This window comes from Herbidospora sakaeratensis (assembly GCF_001570525.1).
GTDB classification, from domain to species: domain Bacteria; phylum Actinomycetota; class Actinomycetes; order Streptosporangiales; family Streptosporangiaceae; genus Herbidospora; species Herbidospora sakaeratensis.
Genome location: NZ_BBXC01000010.1, coordinates 374,245 through 390,133, shown reverse-complemented (window position 1 = coordinate 390,133; position 15,889 = coordinate 374,245). Strand labels below are relative to the sequence as shown.

General features: G+C 72.3%; 15 protein-coding genes. 5 read left to right on the top strand and 10 right to left on the bottom strand.

What is annotated here, in order from left to right; genetic code table 11:
• Window positions 1-45: 45 nt before the first annotated feature.
• The 6 genes from AW271_RS14950 to AW271_RS14925 are packed head-to-tail and all read right to left on the bottom strand — an operon-like array spanning window position 46 to window position 6,241.
• Entirely contained in the window at window positions 46-1,035 is a 990-nt protein-coding gene (locus tag AW271_RS14950; RefSeq protein ID WP_063817986.1) for a methyltransferase, read from the bottom strand.
• Window positions 1,032-2,144: a cytochrome P450 gene (locus tag AW271_RS14945; protein ID WP_062337128.1), complete on the bottom strand. Its 1,113-nt coding sequence runs from the start codon at window positions 2,142-2,144 to the stop codon at window positions 1,032-1,034. Before AW271_RS14945 ends, AW271_RS14950 begins: the two co-directional genes overlap by 4 nt.
• Window positions 2,144-3,355 carry a TfuA-like protein gene (locus AW271_RS14940; RefSeq protein WP_062337126.1) on the bottom strand — a complete coding sequence of 404 codons (1,212 nt, stop codon included), beginning with the start codon at window positions 3,353-3,355 and terminating at the stop codon, window positions 2,144-2,146. The genes AW271_RS14945 and AW271_RS14940 overlap by 1 nt, the downstream gene beginning before the upstream one ends.
• Complete coding sequence (locus AW271_RS14935; RefSeq protein WP_062337125.1) at window positions 3,355-4,494, bottom strand: YcaO-like family protein; 1,140 nt, start codon at window positions 4,492-4,494, stop codon at window positions 3,355-3,357. Before AW271_RS14935 ends, AW271_RS14940 begins: the two co-directional genes overlap by 1 nt.
• 17 nt (window positions 4,495-4,511) lie before the next feature.
• Window positions 4,512-5,321 carry an ABC transporter permease gene (locus tag AW271_RS40700; RefSeq protein WP_062337123.1) on the bottom strand — a complete coding sequence of 270 codons (810 nt, stop codon included), beginning with the start codon at window positions 5,319-5,321 and terminating at the stop codon, window positions 4,512-4,514.
• Window positions 5,318-6,241 (bottom strand): ABC transporter ATP-binding protein, encoded by a 924-nt coding sequence (locus AW271_RS14925; RefSeq protein WP_062337121.1) that lies wholly within the window; start codon window positions 6,239-6,241, stop codon window positions 5,318-5,320. The genes AW271_RS40700 and AW271_RS14925 overlap by 4 nt, the downstream gene beginning before the upstream one ends.
• 113 nt (window positions 6,242-6,354) lie before the next feature.
• On the opposite strand from AW271_RS14925, the gene AW271_RS14920 reads away from it, so the two are divergent.
• Both AW271_RS14920 and AW271_RS14915 read left to right on the top strand, forming a co-directional pair.
• Window positions 6,355-8,127, top strand: coding sequence for a BTAD domain-containing putative transcriptional regulator (locus AW271_RS14920; RefSeq protein ID WP_062337119.1), 1,773 nt, complete (start codon window positions 6,355-6,357; stop codon window positions 8,125-8,127).
• Window positions 8,128-8,177: 50 nt separating this feature from the next.
• Entirely contained in the window at window positions 8,178-8,420 is a 243-nt protein-coding gene (locus tag AW271_RS14915) for a LuxR C-terminal-related transcriptional regulator (protein ID WP_062337117.1), read from the top strand.
• Here the strand turns inward: AW271_RS14915 and AW271_RS14910 are convergent.
• Window positions 8,383-8,949, bottom strand: coding sequence for a carboxymuconolactone decarboxylase family protein (locus AW271_RS14910; protein ID WP_062337115.1), 567 nt, complete (start codon window positions 8,947-8,949; stop codon window positions 8,383-8,385). The two genes, AW271_RS14915 and AW271_RS14910, sit on opposite strands and share 38 nt — an antisense overlap.
• A 17-nt stretch (window positions 8,950-8,966) precedes the next feature.
• On the opposite strand from AW271_RS14910, the gene AW271_RS14905 reads away from it, so the two are divergent.
• Entirely contained in the window at window positions 8,967-9,242 is a 276-nt protein-coding gene (locus AW271_RS14905) for an ArsR/SmtB family transcription factor (RefSeq protein WP_062337113.1), read from the top strand.
• Here AW271_RS14905 and AW271_RS39675 read toward each other — a convergent pair.
• Window positions 9,230-10,057, bottom strand: a complete 828-nt coding sequence (locus AW271_RS39675) for a DUF1707 SHOCT-like domain-containing protein (RefSeq protein WP_062337111.1) — start codon at window positions 10,055-10,057, stop codon at window positions 9,230-9,232. The genes AW271_RS14905 and AW271_RS39675 overlap by 13 nt on opposite strands.
• Window positions 10,058-10,246: 189 nt before the next feature.
• On the opposite strand from AW271_RS39675, the gene AW271_RS14895 reads away from it, so the two are divergent.
• Window positions 10,247-12,751 (top strand): hypothetical protein, encoded by a 2,505-nt coding sequence (locus tag AW271_RS14895; RefSeq protein WP_062337109.1) that lies wholly within the window; start codon window positions 10,247-10,249, stop codon window positions 12,749-12,751.
• 99 nt (window positions 12,752-12,850) lie between these two features.
• The gene (locus tag AW271_RS42855) at window positions 12,851-13,591 is read left to right on the top strand and encodes a collagen-like protein (RefSeq protein WP_083976635.1); all 741 of its coding nucleotides are present in this window, start codon (window positions 12,851-12,853) and stop codon (window positions 13,589-13,591) included.
• Between the two features lie 182 nt (window positions 13,592-13,773).
• Here AW271_RS42855 and AW271_RS14885 read toward each other — a convergent pair whose 3' ends face one another.
• Window positions 13,774-14,754 (bottom strand): T3SS effector HopA1 family protein, encoded by a 981-nt coding sequence (locus AW271_RS14885; protein ID WP_062337105.1) that lies wholly within the window; start codon window positions 14,752-14,754, stop codon window positions 13,774-13,776.
• A 7-nt stretch (window positions 14,755-14,761) separates the two neighbouring features.
• Complete coding sequence (locus AW271_RS14880; RefSeq protein ID WP_062337103.1) at window positions 14,762-15,889, bottom strand: hypothetical protein; 1,128 nt, start codon at window positions 15,887-15,889, stop codon at window positions 14,762-14,764.

Here is a 15,889-nt window from a genome sequence, read left to right as displayed (position 1 = left end):
ACTTACTCATGAGAGCCGCTCCCGGGCGCGGCATACTCATGCCGCTCAGTCTCCCGCGGCCTCCACGACCCTGATCGGCGAGCCGCCGAGACACGCGCCGACCCGCGTCACCACGAACCCGGCGTCCGCCAGCAGCGCCTCGAACTCCGGCCGGGTGCGTTCCCGGCCGCCGGTGTAGACGAGCATGGCGACGTCGCTCATCACCACCCCCGCGGCCTCCGCCGCGTCGAGGCTCTCGGGCATGACCGGCTCGACGACCAGCAGCCGCCCGCCCGGCCGCAGCGCCTTGCGGCACCCCCGCAGCAGCCGGACGCAGGTGCCGTCGTCCCAGTCGTGCAGGATGCCCTTGAGGACGATGACGTCGCCCTCGGGCACCGCGTCGAAGAAGTCGCCGTTCTCGATCCGGCACCGATCGGCGACCCCCGCGAGCACGTGCGCGGCGTCGGCCGTGCCCTCGGCCGAGTCGAACAGCACGCCGTGGGCGTCCGGGTGGCGCGTCAGGATCGACGCCAGGAGGGTGCCATTGCCGCCGCCGACGTCCACGACGGTCCGGCCGGCGACGTCGACGTCGACGAGGTCGGCCACCTGGCCGGTGCCCTCGCGCATCGCGGTGTTGAAGACCGCCGACAGGCCGGGCGCGGCGGCGAGGTGCTCGAACAGCGGCTTCCCGTGGACGTGGTCCCACGCCGTCTCGCCGGTGCGCACCGACTCGGTCAGCGCGCCCCACGCCCGCCAGGTGTCGGGGTCGCCGAGGAGCAGCACGCTCGACCTGATCGACCGCGGATGGCCGGTGCGCAACGGCTGGCCGAAGGCCGACAACGCGTAGCGTGCGGGCGGGATCTCGATCGCCACGTCGAGCACGACCAGCGCGCGCAGCAGACGGCGCAGCGCGTCGGGGGCGGCGCCGACCTGCCCGGCCAGCGTCTCCGCGTCGGCGGGGCCCCGGGCCAGCAGGTCGGGCAGGCCGAGCTTCGTGGCGGCGTACAGGATCTGGGAACCGGCGAAGCCGAAGGCCATGGCCGAGAGATTCTTCATGGGCCCACTCGCAGGGGAAGGCGGCGCACGCCGTGGATGAACAGGTCGGGGGTCCACTCCAGGCCGGCGGGGTCGGCGGCGAACTCCAGCGGACGCCGGATCAGCGCGCCGATGGCGGCCCGCGCCTGGAGCCGGCCCAGGGCCGCGCCCAGGCAGAAGTGGATGCCGTGGCCGAGGCCGAGATGCCGGTTGGGGGTGCGGCCGACGTCGAACACGTCGGGGTCGGGGAAGACCTCCGGATCGCGGTTGGCGGCCAGCAGCACCGGCACGATCCGGTCGCCCTCCGGGATGACCACGTCGCCGAAGGCCACGTCCGCGAGCGCGTAGAGCGGCCGGGAGTGGCCGACCGGCCCGTTGAACCGCATGACCTCCTCGACGGCCGAGTCGATCAGCCCGGGGTCCCGGCGCAACCGGGCGAGCTCGGCGGGGTGCCGCAGCAGTTCCAGCACCCCGTTGCCGATGAGGTTGACCGTGGTCTCGTCGCCCGCCATGACCAGCTGGAACACACCCGCCACCAGCTCCTCCTGGTCGAGCTCGGCGCTGAACGCGAGCCGGGTGAGCAGGTCGTCGCGCGGCTGTTCGCGCCGTTCGGCGACCCGTTTCTCGATGTACCGGACGAAGGCCAGCCCGGCCGCCCTGATCCGGGGAGCGTGGTGGCTGCGCAGCATCGCGTCGCTCCAGACGCGGAGCCGGGCCGCGTCGGCCGCCGGGAAGCCGATCAGGTCGGCCATCACCAGGATCGGCAGCGGCAGCGCCAGCTGCTCGATCACGTCGGCCTCGCCGTCGAGGCCCGCGACCAGCTCGGCGGTGATCTCGCCGATGCGCCGGTCGAGCCGCGCGACGGTACGCGGCCCGAACGCGGGCGCCATCAGCCGCCGCAGCCGGGTGTGGTCGGGCGGGTCGAGGTTGAACATGGTGCGGCGCACCATGGCGAGCGGGTCGTCCACGCCCTCGTGCACCACGACCCGCCGCCCGACGGCCGGATCGAGCAGGGCCCGCTGCACGTCGGCGTACCGGGTCAGATACCAGGCGCCGTCGATCTGCACGACCGGCGTCTGCTCGCGCATCCGGCGGAGGACCGGATGCGGGTCCGCGCGCGGGATCCGCATCAGCGTCTCCGCTGGGCGTCCAAGGGGAAGAACGGCGTGACGGTGCGGCCGAGGTCGTCCATGCCGTAGAAGCCGCGCCGGGCCATCTCGACCTGCGGCGGCGCGGTCTTCCAGTGGCGCAGGAACAACCGCGCGCAGAACTCCGGCGGCGGCGTGGCCGCCCTGGCCGTCTCCCGCGCCGTCGTGGCGGCGTCGACGAGGTCGCTCCACTCGGGCCACTTCGGGTGCCGGCGCAGCCGGTCGAGCACCGCCCGCCGCCAGTCCTCCGACTGCCAGACCGGCCAGACCCGCAACATGACCAGGCGCAGCCGCTCGGCCGTGCCGAGCCCGTTCTCCTCGGGCGTCAGCCATCTGCCCAGCTCGGGGGGCAGTTCGTCGCCGTAGACGCCGAGCTTCTCCCGCGCGTGGGCCTCGCCGCCGAACCCGGCCAGCAACTCGGTCAGCACCGAGGCGTGCACCTGCGGATACTCCGGCGCGAACAGCCGGGCCGCGTTCATGACGTCGAGGTCGCGGGCCGACCGCCACTTCAACGCCTCATAGTGGGTGATGCCGGTCAGCGCGACGTCGGCCGACCAGGCCCCGGCGACGCCCGGCCGCGCGTCGCCGACCGCTTCGAGCGCGGCGAGGGCGTCGAGCCGTTTGACGTCCCACTGCTCTTCTCTCAGTACGGCCACCGCCGCCCGGTCGGCCGGATCGACCGCCTCTTCGAGCTCCTCCCACGACCGGTGGGTGAACGGCCGGGCCTTGGCGGCGGCGACGATGCGCCCGCCCGCCGCGGGGTCGATCGTGCCCCGGGCCACGCCGTGGCGCAGGTTGACCAGGGCGACCGTGCCGACCGGGTAACCGCGCTCGGCCGGGCCGTGCAGTACGGCGACCTCGTCGTCGCCGTCGACCTCCCCGGAGGAGAACATCGCGTAGACCTCGCCCACCCCGGTCATCCCGAACGGCGCGAGCTCGGCCGCCCGGAGCGCCCCCATCGAGGCCGCGCCGATGACGTGCACCCCCTCGTTGAGCAGCCAGAGGATCTCCTTGTGCCCGACGGAGAGCCGCTCGCGGTAGTAGCCGTCGATGATGACGGCGGTGTCGCCGGGGCTCCAGTCGTCCTTGAGCAGGTCGCCCCGGGCGGCGGGCGCGGCGACGCGGGCGTCGGGCCGGACGGCGCGCACCTCGTCGGCCGACAGAGTCGGGCCCGTGTAGACGACGACCTTCATCAGAACACCTCCGGGATGACGCGGCTGCCGGGGGCCAGCACGCGGGCCACCGGCACGCCGATGTCCGCGCGGGTCAGGTCGGCCACCATGGGCGCGTGCCCGAAGGCGACGGCGGCGCGTTTCACCACGTCGTCGAGGTCGTCGACGAGGCTCCCGCGCGCCGGGACCTCCTGGATGCCGGCCCCGCCCTCGACGAGCGCCGGGTAGTCGCGGGCGAGCTGTTTCTGCGCGCCCGCCTTGAGGTCGTCGCGGGCCCCTGAGATGTAGGCCAGCCGCGACTGCGCCGCCTCGGTGACGGCCCGCGACAGGGCGATCTCGGCGCTGAGGTGGCAGCCGTACCCCATGAAGGGCGGCGGGTAGTCGTCGCAGGTGATCCTGACGACGAAGACCGGCAGCCCGGTGGGCGAGGGCACCGACCGGCACTCCATCGTGACGCGGGCGCGGGCCATCAGCTCGCACAGCACGTCGATGACCGGCGACCCGATCGACGCGGCGTCGACGGTCTCGCCCTTGTCCTTCCCGGTCAGCCACCCGGTGACGGCGTCGCGTTCGATCACCTCGTAGAGGGCGTGCAGGGTGGCTTCGACGAGGGTGTTCCCGCTGGCCAGGCCGTTGGTCGACTCGAAGAACACCGGCGGGTTCCAGCCCGTGCGGCGGGTCAGCCGGAAGGCGACCGTGTCACGGGGCACGAGGGTCTCGCTCCCGTCGACGAGCGACCGGCCGGGCACCCAGGCGACGGGCAGGCCCTCGTGCAGGACGGTCGGGGACGACAGCGGCAGCGCCGCCACGTCGTAGCCGAGGTCGAGCTCTCTCGGCGGCGAGACGGTGCGCGCGTCCATCGGCTGCTCGGCGTGCCACAACTCGATCGACTCCATCATCGCCGACAGTCGGGCCAGGTCGGGGGTGACCCCCTTGCCCTGGGAGACCGCCAGCGTGCGGGACGCCGGCCGGATCGCCTGGAAGGTCGGGATGCCGATGTGGTCGAGCCGGGTGATGTCGGCCACCCGGGTGATCCCGACCAGCGGGGCGGCCCGCCCGGCCATCTCCAGCGTCCGGGCCGGTCCGACGGCCCGGTCGGTGCCGGGTAACAGCACCTTCGAGGCGTCGGCGGCGGAGCGCAGCCAGGTGGTGTCGTGCATCGTCTCGCCCCCTCGGATCAGATGTTGCGGGCCCGGTTCAGCAGCGCCCGGCCGCCGATCGAGTAGCCGACGATCGCCATCACGGCCAGGATCGCCATGTCGCGCCCGGCCTCCGCGAAGCCGAACAGGCTGGCGTCGCGCATGCCGTTGATGGCGTAGGTGAGCGGGTTGACGTGGGAGAACCACTGCAGGACCGTCGGCATGCTGTCGTAGGTGTACATCGACGGCGCGCTGAACACGAGGACCGGCAGCGACAGGTTCGAGCCGACCATGAACGCCTGGTAGTCGGTGACCGTGATGGCCGCCGCCAGGTAGAGCCCGTTGATGGCCAGCGACGCCAGCGCCAGCGTCACCAGCAGGGCCAGCCAGCCCTCCAGGTCGAACGGGAACTCGAAGATCAGCACGGCGGCGACGAGGCCGAGCAGGCTCTGCCCGAGCACCAGCGACACCCCGGCGATCATCTTGCCCATCAGGAACCGCGACCGGCGCAGCGGGTAGGACCACAACTGGGTCGCCACCCCGCTCATCTCCTCCTGGAAGATCGCCATGGCGGAGGTGCCGGCCGCGCTGACCACCGACATGCCCAGCGTCATCGGCAGCAGGAACACCGCGAACCCGACGGCCAGCCCCTTGTACTCCACGGTCTGCACCAGGTTGCTCAGCGAGGTGTTGACCAGCAGCAGGTAGATGAGCATCGGGGCCAGGCCGAGGATCAGGTAGACCCGGTTGCGGGCCAGCAGCGCCCACTCGCGGTAGACCACGGCGCCCAGGTCGGCCTGGCGGGCGGTGCCGGCGGCCGGGGGCTTGTGCTCGAAGGTCAGGCTCACGCGGTCACCTTCTCGGTCATCCGCAGGAACGCCTCTTCCAGCGAGTCGGTGACGGTCGAGACGCCCGTGACGGCCAGACCGGCCAGCGCGGGCAGCACGTCCCGGGCCTTGGCCCCGTGGATGCGCACCTCGTTCTCGCCCTCGGTGATCTCGTGGCCGGCCCCGCGCGCCCAGTCGGCGACGAGCTGCCGGGCCAGCGCGTCCTCCACGCTGACCTGCACGTGGGTGCTGCCGAACTCCTCGACGATCTCGCGGGGCTTGGCGAACCTGACGACCTGGCCCTTGTTGATGACCAGGACCCGCTGGCAGTTGCGCTCCAGCTCCTCGATGTGGTGGGTCGTCCACAGGATGGTGACGCCGTGCTCCTCGCGCAACCAGGTGACGAACTTCTCGACCTGGCGGCGGCCGGCGACGTCGAGACCGGCCGACGGCTCGTCGAGGATCAGCAGCTGGGGGATGCTCAGCAGGGCCCTGACCAGCTGGAGGCGCTGGCGCTGGCCGCCCGAGAGCTGGAAGCACATGCGGTCGAGGGCTTCGGTCAGGCCCAGGAACTCGGCCACCTCCATCGCCCACGGTTCAACCGTGCGCCACTTGAGGCCGCGGAACCTGGCCGCGATGTGCAGGTTGTCGAGCGCGGGCAGCATCATGTCGAACGGCGCGGTCTGGTGCATCGCGCCGATGCCGCTCTTGGCCTCGACCGGCTGGCGGACCGGGTCGACGCCGAACACGCGGATGTCGCCGGAGGTGGGGGCGGTGACCCCGCAGATCAGTTTGATGAGACTCGTCTTACCGGCGCCGTTGGGGCCGAGCAGTCCGCAGGTCTCGCCACGCGCGATGTCGAACGACACGTCGTCCACCGCGGGCCGGCTCATTCCCTTGTACTGCTTGGTAAGCCCCGTGGCCGTCACCACGTCACTCATGGCATGAGTATGGGCTGGTGATCAGTGGGCCGGACAACCCCACGAAAGTGGGCTTATGCCGAACGGCAGAGGGCTGATTGTGTCTCCCGTCCGGGCCGGAACACGATCGGCCCATGGACACGGGCTCGTACACCCTGCGGATGCCGGCGGCGGCGCGCGGCGTGAGCTGGCGGCTGCCCGACGACGACGATCCCCGGACCGTGCTGCCGTGCGTGGTGCTGGCCGACCGCGCCGGCATGGGCGAGTTCGCCGGGCTGCAACGCGGTCTGCGCGCCCTCGGCGTGCCGAGCGTGCGCATCGACGCCGGTTCACTCGCCGCGGTGACCCGCCACGAAGACGGCTCCCTCACCATCGACGGCCGCCGCATCCTGCCGACGGTCACGTGGGTGCGGCACTTCGGCGCGTTCGCCGGCGGCGACGCCCGCGCCCTGTTCCGCGCCGAGTCATGGGTCGCCCTGGTCGACCAGGTCACGGCCCTTTCCTCGGTACGCATCCCCGACGGCCTCGACCCCGGCAGGCTGGCCCAGCTCGACGGCGCGGCCAAGGCCGGCGTCCGGGTGCCGCGCACGATCGTCACCACCGACCCGGCGGGCGCCGCCTTCCCCTGCCGGAAGGTGGTCGTCAAGGCGCTGAGCAGGCACTTCGTTGAAGCCGAGCCGAACCTGCTCGAAGGGGTCTTCCCGGAGATCGGCGACCGGTCGGCCTTCCACACGCGGGACGCGCCGATGATCGTCCAGGAGTACGTCGAGCACACCGCCGAGTTGCGGGTCTACCACGTGGACGGCGAGATCAGGGCCTTCCGGGTGGAGAAGCCCTCACCGGCCGCGATCTGGCGCGACGAGGGCTCGGTGACCGTCGAGCCCGTCCCGGCGCCGCCGGAGGTGGCCGAGGCCGTGCACCGCCTGGCCGATCTGTGGAGTCTGCGCTACGGCGCCTTCGACTTCCTGCTGACCGCCGACGGGCCGGTGTTCCTGGAGGTCAACCCCGACGGCGACTGGCGCTGGTTCGAGTCGAAGGCGGGCGTCGACGACGTCTCGATGGCCACGCTCGCGATGGTCCGCCGGCTGCACCGCGAGAACACCCGCGTCGACCTGTCGGGCTTCCTCCTGCTCGGCGGCCGCGCCACGGCTCTCGACGTCCGGGTGCTCGGGCCGCTCGACGTCCGCGTCGGCGGCGTGCCCCTCGCCATCAGCGCCCGGAAGTCGCGCCTGCTGGCCGCGATCCTGTTGTCGAACCCGAACGAGGTGGTGCCGACCGACCACCTCATCGACTCCCTGTGGGAGGGCCGCCCTCCGGCGACGGCCCGCAAGAACCTCCAGGTGTACGTGTCCGAGCTGCGCAAACGCCTCGGCGACCGGATCGCCTTCGAAGGCTGGGGCTACCGCCTGGACGCCCGCCGCGACGAACTCGACCTGCTCCGCTTCCGCGACCTCGCGGCGGCCGGCCGCGAGATGCGCCGCCGGGGCGCGGGCGAGGCCGCCCTGCACCTGCTCGACCGGGCCCTCGACCTGTGGCGGGGACGGCCGCTGGCCGAGTTCGCCGGGGTGCCGCTGCTCGACGAGACGGTGGCCCGCTGCACCGACCTCCACCTGGCCGTGAACGAGGACTGGGCCGAGCTCCAGATCGAGCGCGGCGCGTTCGTCGAGGTGCTGACCCGGCTCGACGACCTGGCCGCCTTCTTCCCCGCCCGCGAACGCCTGATCGCCGCCCGGATGACCGCCCTGGCGGGCTGCGGCCGGGCCCCCGAGGCGCTCGCCCAGTTCGAGGCGGTCCGCCGCCGGCTGGCCGGGGAGCTGGGCCTCGACCCCAGCCCCGTGCTCAAGCGCCTCTACACGTCGATCCTCACCGGCAAACCGGCCGCAAGGCCCGGCGATACCAGCGGTTAAGCGCCCGAACCTACGCTCGAAACGCAAGCGATCACGCGAGGAGTTCATTCATGGATCTTGCGTACGACGACCTGATAAATGATCGCGACCGATGGCTGATCGTCATGCTGGCCCGGGGGTACACGACCACCCGGATCGCCCGCGAGATGCACCTCAGCCGGCACACCGTGGCCGAACGCATCAGCAAACTCCTCGACCAGTTCGCCTGCTCCAACCGAAGTCAGCTCGTCGCCTACTCGTACGCCCACCAGTTCCTCAACGTCGGGGTGTGGCCTCCGGGAGTGCGGCGCTGAGCCCGTCGGGCACCGGGGTGCGGGCGGTGTTCATCACCATCGCCAGCGTGGTGTAGTAGCCGGCCGTGGCGACCGCCGCGACCACCCGCTCCTCGCCGAAGACCGCCACCGCCTCGGCGTAGGTGGGGTCGGCGACCTGCTTCGTGCGCTGGAGCTCGTCGACCAGGTCCCACAACACGGCCAGGCGTCCGTCCGGCGGGCGCTCGCCCCGGGCGACGGCCTCGACGTCGGCCGGCGGCACGCCCTTGGCCAGCGCGATCGGGTGGTGGAAGGCCCACTCGTAGGGCTGGTCCCAGTGCCGGGCCACGGTGAGCACGACCAGCTCGACGAGGTCCTCGTCGAGCACGCCGCCGAACCTGATCGCCTCCCCGACGAGCTGCAGCCGCGTCATCAGCTCGGGGCTGCGCAGCAGCGGCACGAACGGGCCGGAGACGCCGCCGCGCGGACCCGCCGCGATGCGCTCGATCGCGGCCCGCTGGGCCTCGGTCGGGTCGGCGGGGAAGGGCAGGCGGTCGTTATCAGTGGTCACTTATATAAGGTAGTCGGATGCGCGCCTTCGACGTCCTGGGAGATCCCGTCAGGCGGCGGATCCTCGAACTGCTCGCCGCCGGGGAACAGTCGGCCGGGGAGGTGGGCGCGGTCGTCCAGGCGGAGTTCGGCATCACCCAGCCGGCCGTGTCGCAGCACCTCCGGGTGCTGCGCGACAACGGGTTCGCGACCGTGCGGGTCGACGGGACGCGGCGGCTCTACGCGGTCGACCCCGCCCCGCTCGCCGAGATCGACCGCTGGCTGACCCGATACCGGAAGGATCAGCCGCTGTAGGCGGCCGAGCAGCCGCCCGACTCGGGCTTCCCTTCGGCCACGACCTGGCCGTCGACGGCGATCTGGCAGGTCAGCTTCGCCCCGCCGGCCGCCTCGGCCTCCACGGCCAGGTCGTCGAGGCTGGCCAGGTCGAGCTCCTTCTCGAAGGGCAGCACCAGCCCCTTGCCGGAGGCGACCTGGCTGCCTTCGGCGTTCATCAGTAAGTCGCCCGCGGTCGCGTCGGGCCGGTCGGCGACCACCCTCATCACGACCTCGTGGATGTCGGAGTCGTCGTCGAAGTCCACTGGCGGGGGCGCGTCCACGTGTTCCCACGACGACCCGTCGTCGTCTCCGTCGTCGAAGGCGGCGGGCAGCGCCACCAGCGTCAGCAGCAGGGTGGCGCCGGTCACGAGGGCGATGGCCGTGCCCGGGTTGCGGTCGTCGCGACCGCGTTCCCTGGCCCGCCGGGCGAGCACGGCGAAGGTCAGGGCGGGAATCCACATGAGCCCGAAACTCGCGAACCCCAGCACGAAACAGACCCACGCGGCCGTCGAGTACTTCCGGCCCAGTGCGGGATTGGGCGCCAGATGGGCGACCGGCGGCGCGTACATGACCGGGGGTGGCGGCGGCGGTGCGAACGGCGCGGCCGACGGCATCAGCGGCATGCCCGGGATCGGCGGCAGGTCGTGCATCAGTTCGTGGAGATCTCGCCAGGTCACAGCGGTCTGAGCGGCCGCGATCCGGACTGAGAGCTCCTGGTCGTCGAGCCGCCCGAGGGCGTAGTGCTCACGCAGAACGGCGCAGGCGCGGTCGCGCTCCGCGTCGGATACACGCATGTGCTGCAATTCCGACCTCCCCTGTGTGCCTTCCAAACTAGCCCAACCGCCAAGGCGTGATTCGGGGGATTTTCCGAGAGAACCCGGTCCGGTGAATTGGCCTTGGGGTTCACGGGACACGTGCTACATGAATTCACAATTTCTCGACATTCACCGCTTTGTCGGTCGGTGCACCTAAGGTCCGGGGACATGAGGCAGATCTTCGACCTGATTCGGCGGAACCAGGTCCACGAACTCGGCAGGCGGTTGCTCGACCTGACCGAGGCCGAACGCGGCGAGATCGGCCGTGCGTTGCCCGGCCTGGTGAAGGAGCTGCGCGCCGAGAAGCTGGCGGAACTGTCGCGGCGCGACTACAACGCCGAGTGGGAACGCGCCTGGGACGAGGGCTTCGAGGTCGACGAGATGCTCGAGGAACGAGCCCCCGCCCTGCTGCTGGCCGGCCTCGGCGCCATCACCGGCCCGGCCGCCGCCGTCTCGTGGATCGCCGGGCGCGACGTCAACCGCCGGCGGGCCGCCGGGCTCAACGTCGCCGACGCCGTCAAGGTCGCCGCGGCACGGCCGATCGAGTGGCAGCACGACGTCGCGGTGCGGCTCGCGCGCCGCATCCGCCGCCCGGACGACCGTTTCGCGCCGCTGGCCGTGGCCCTGCTGCGTGCCTCCGGCGCCGAACCCCCCGGCCACGACCCGCTGGTGGCCGCGTGGTTGCGGATGACGACCCATCCCAAAGACGCGCTGACGTCGGCCCTCCTCCTGCGTGTCTTCGACGCCGAGGGCGCCGGCCGCGAACTGCGCGACGAACGCCTCACCCCCGCCCCCACCCGCTGGCTGGCCCGGGTCCGCAGAGGCGTGCCGCGCGAGCAGGCCCTCGACGGTTGCGTCAGCCGCTTCCTGCGCGGCGGCGAGCCGCAGGACCTGCGTTTCTTCGTCCGCCTGCACGACCTGCTCGACCCGACTCCCGAGGAGACCGCCGGCCGCCTGCGCGACTACCTGCGCCTGCTCCCCTCGGCCCCCGGCCCCGTGGCCGAACTCGCGGCGAAGCAGGTGAAGACCGTGTTCCCGATCGACCGCGCCGACCTCGTCGAGGCGGTCGAGTCGCTGACGTTCCGCGCCGAGGCGAAACTGGCTGCGATCGGCCTGCGCTGGCTCGACGCCGAGGTCAGGCGCACCCCCTCGGCCGTCGCGGAGTTCGGGCCGGCGCTGGTGACGGCGTATGGGCACACGTCGTTCGACGTGCAGTCGCGGGCGGTCGACCTGACCCTCAGACACGTGACCGACGCCTCCCTGATCGCCGACGGGATCGCGACCCTCCCGGCCGACCTGGCCGCCCGCCTCTCCTCCTCACCCGTGCGAACGGAACCCGCGCCCGCCCTGACGTTCCCGCCGCTGCCCGCGCCCTCCGAGCCCAAGCCGTTCCCCGAACCGGCACTGTCGGCCCCGGGCACGACGTGGACCGGCGTGGAAGGCTGGCTCGCCGCCTTCACCCGCGAGGCCGCCTGCGACCGCACGGCGCTTCGGCGGTCGCTGAAGCGACGCCACGACTGGTGGCACGGGTCGTCCGTGTGGGCCGACCCCCGCGACTGGATGGCGGCCCTGTCGGCCGAGTTGATCACTCCCGGCTGGACGCCGGACGAGCCGCCCGATGGGTTGCCGCGGCACGCGACACCGCTGCACCTGTTCCTCTTGCACCGGTTCAGCGAGGTGTACGACGCCCTGCGCGCCGGCACGCTCCCGCCCGTCCTCCTGGCGACCCCCACGCTCGACACCGGCCATCTCGACCCGGAGGTCCTGGTCGACCGCCTGGAGACCTGCGCCGAAGCCAGGCGGGAACCGCTCCCGGCCGACCTCGCCCAAGCGCTGATGCGCCTGCCGAGAGGCGCCCACCCGGCGGCGGCCGAACGAGCTGCGAAGGTCGACTCTGCGGCGGCGCAGACGGCGGCCGAGTGGCTGGCCGGCGAGGGCCTGCCCGACCCGGTGACCGGGGTCGAGTGGACCGAGAACGGGGAAGCCGTCGACCGCCCGGCCCCGTTCGTGCGGCTCGCCACCCCCACGGGCAACACCTTGATCGACGAGGTCATGCTGGTCAGGCCCCGGCGCTACACGTTCGGCACCTGCTCCCTGCAGATGGACTGGTACGCCGCGATGGTGCCGTCGCACCGCGAGGTGGCGTCGGTCAGCTGCCTGGCGCAGACCGGAGCCCCCTGGCCGCACCACAGCCTCACCGTGACCGGCTTCGGCCACCACACCACCACCAACGGCCCCCTGGGCGACGCGACCGCCGTCATCCTCGGCGTCTTCCTGGCCGACCGCGAGCCGGGCGACCCCCTGATCGCCCTGCTGCTCGACCTCGCCGCCCGCGACGCCCTCCCCACCGAGGCCCTGGCGCGCCAGCTCCCCGAACTGGTCGACCGCGAACGGCTGGCCATCCGCCCGCTGATCGCCGCCCTGACCGAACTGGCCCAAGAGGGCGCCCCCCGCCAGGTGTGGGCCCTCCTGCGCGGACTCCTGCCGCACCTGCTCCCCCGCGCGGGCGCTCGCCCCACCACCCCGCAGTCGGAGGCGGTCGCCTTCGCGACCGAGGTGGCGTCCTGGATCGGCGCGACCGGCGAGATCCCGGAGGTCACGGTGCACGCGGCCAATCAGGGCAGGAGCCGCTTCACCAGAGAGTGCCGCCGCCTACGAGACCAGCTGAACTAGGCGACCCGCGGACGTCGGCGTCCAAGGTCCGCCTGCCGGGTGACGATTCCCGGGCCCGCCCTCCCTAGCGTGGGACGTCGCCTTCAGTGGGGAGATGACATGCGTCGCGGTAGGGAACGGGCGATGTGGCTGGCCGTGGGGATCGCCGCCGGGCTGGTCGCCGGTGGGGCCGGAGTCGCGGTCGCGGTGGCCGACGACCTGCGGATCACGGCCTGCGTCGGGGCCGACGGGGTGCTCCGCGTGCCGGGGCCGATCGAGCAGACGATGGTGCGGCCCGTGCCGACGGAGCCTCCCGGCGACACGTGCCCGCTCGGATACCGGCAGATCACCTGGAACCAGACGGGCCCCACCGGCCCGACGGGCCGGACCGGCGCGCAGGGGGCCGCAGGCCCGGAAGGTCCCGCCGGGCAGCAGGGTCCCGCCGGGCCGCAAGGAGAGCCGGGCCCCCGGGGCGAGCAGGGGCTGACCGGGCCGCAGGGCGCACAGGGGGTTAAGGGCGACCAGGGACCGTCCGGTCCGCAGGGCTCGCAGGGGGAGCGGGGAGCGGCGGGGGCCAACGGGATCGCCGGGTTGCAGAAGGTCGTCGCGACGAACAAGTACCCGGCCAACACCGCCGGCACGACCCACGCCAAGTGCCCGGCCGGCAAGGTGCTGCTCGACTCCGACTACCAGGTCACGTCGCAGTACGTCGCGCTGCTCAACCCCCATTCGGTCGCCTGGGCGCGGCTCTACTCGCAGACGGGCGGCCCGCTCGACGACGCCGTGAGCGTTTTGTTCCCGGTGAACAACACCAACTCCACCGTGACCGTCACCGTCACGGCGCTCTGCGGGCAGCCATAAGGGCTGACCCGCAGGCCGACCGTGGGCGGCCTGGACCGAGGCGGTCTTCCCCGGCACGCTCACCCTGCCCGAACCGGCCGATCGCGACTGGGGCTCCGAGGAGGTCGGCGGCTGCCGCGGGAACTCGGGTCCGGCCGGCTGAAGGCGGCGTTCTTCTTCGGCCGGACCGAGTGCCTCGGCGGCTAGATCTTGTCGGGGATCTGGTGGCGGTGCCGGGCCCCCTCGATGGCGCCCTCCTTCGTCAGCGCCGTAGTGATCAGGTCGGCGAGCTCCTGCCGGCCCTTCACCACCGGGTTGTCGGCCAGCACCCGCGCGATGGTGGCGGCGCGGGTCTCGGTGAAGCTCTGGCCCCCGGAGTCGGGCAGGTAGTCCTCGGCCTCCTCGGCCCACGCGACGGTCGGGGTGACGATCGAGTAGAACGGGCTGACGCTCTGCTGCGCCTGCCCGGGCGGGATCGCCGCGGAGATGGTCTGCACGAGCGCGTCGCCGATGACGTCGGCGTCGCCCTTAACGGTGGGGTCGATGGCGTAGTAGACGACCATCTTGTCGTGCTTGACGTTCCGCTGGGGGTCGGCCCAGTTGGAGAGGTACATCTTGAACTGGTAGAACCTCGGCCCGATCACCGGGTGCTCGAACAGCGGGGCGAGCGCCTCGCCGACGGCCAGCGCGGTCTGCTGGTCGGGTACGTTCACCACCAGCCGCCGGGCACGGTAACGCAGGTCTTTCGGCTCGGCGTGGCTGCGGTTGAGCACCCGGAAGTAGTCGCCGGCGGCCAGGGCGGCGGAGAACGGCCCGCCCGACTGGTTCTCCACCTCCCACCGCCCTTCGCCCGCCACCATGAAGTCCTCGACCTGACGCCGGGTGACCGGCCGGGCGAGATATCCGGGACCGCCCATCCCCATCAGGCGGTAGACGTCCGACATGACGTCCTCGTCGTCGTGGTCGATGCGGGCGCCGCCGTTCCTGGAGTCGTAGTAGCGGCTGTAGAGCTCGCTGATGAACCGGGCGTCGCGGGCGGCGCCCTTCCGGTAACGGACGCTCCGTGCGGCGGGGCTCTCCCGGACCCCCGTCGGCGACGACACCATGTCCGACACGACCGGGCGGCGGTAGGGGATCTTGATCGAACCCGGCCGGGGAGCGCCCTTCTTCTTCTTGAATGCCATGTTGTCCTCAGCTCGGCTGGGTGTGGCGGTGGCGCTGGTTCCACGGGATGCCCGCGACGTCGAAGACGTCGAACACCGCCTCGGCCAGCGCGGTGGGGTTCAGCATCGGCGTGTTGGTGTCGAGGACCACCTTGATGAGGGAGGCGCGGCTGTCGGTGAAGCTCATCCCCTCGGCCCACGGCGCGAAGTGCTGGGTGTCCTCTCCCCAGGTGACCGCCGTGGCGACCCGGGACAGGAAAGGGCTGGTGAGCGTGACCGCCTGGTCGGGCGGCAACAACGAGTTGACCGCTTCGAGCAGCCGGTCGCCGACCACGTCGGGGCCGCCGTCGACGGCGTCGTCGGCGGTCTGGTAGTAGAGCACCAGCTTGTCGGTCTTCACCGGGCTCTCGGCCGGCACCTCCGACAGGAAGACCTTGACCTTCTCGAAGTAGGGGCCCACCTGTTCGTCGCCGAACAGCGTGGTCAGCCCTGCGGCCAGCGACAGCGCCGTCTCCTGGGTCTTCACGTTGACCGCCAGGCGGCGGGCCCGCCAGGCGTTCTTGCCGGGGTCGGCGGGATGCCGGAAGTTGGCGAGGTGGAAGTAGTCGCCCTCCGCGGCGGCCTGCGTCAGGTCTTCGTTCTCCTGCGGGAAGGTGACGAAACTCCTGGTCCGCACTCCGACCTCGGCGAGGGTGACGATCGAGCCCGGCTCGAGCGGGGTGCGCAGGTAGTCGGCGTTCTCGAAGGGATCGTCGGTGCTCATCAGGCCGTAGAGCGCCCGTTCGCCCACGGTGTGGACGCGGGCCCCGGTCGTCCCGTGGTAGTAGGTCTGCCACAGGGATTGGAAGAACTCCATGTCGCGCTGGTAGTTCACCGACCGCCGGTCGGCGTCGGTCAGGGTCTCGCCGTGCTGACGGGGGGAGGCCGGGCCGGGCAGCGGGGCCGGTTCCGGCACATCCCACAGGCGGATCGGCGGGAGGTCGCCGACCTCCTCCGGCACGTCGAACTCCTCCGGCACGTCGAACTGCTCCGGCGCGTCGACCGGGTCGGTCTCCGGCTCCGGGGCCCGCGCCTCGGGCGCGCTGGCGGAGCGGGCCCTCGGCCCGGCCGAGGGCCGGACCGGGGTGGACAGGCTGCGTCTCTTCTTGAACGCCAT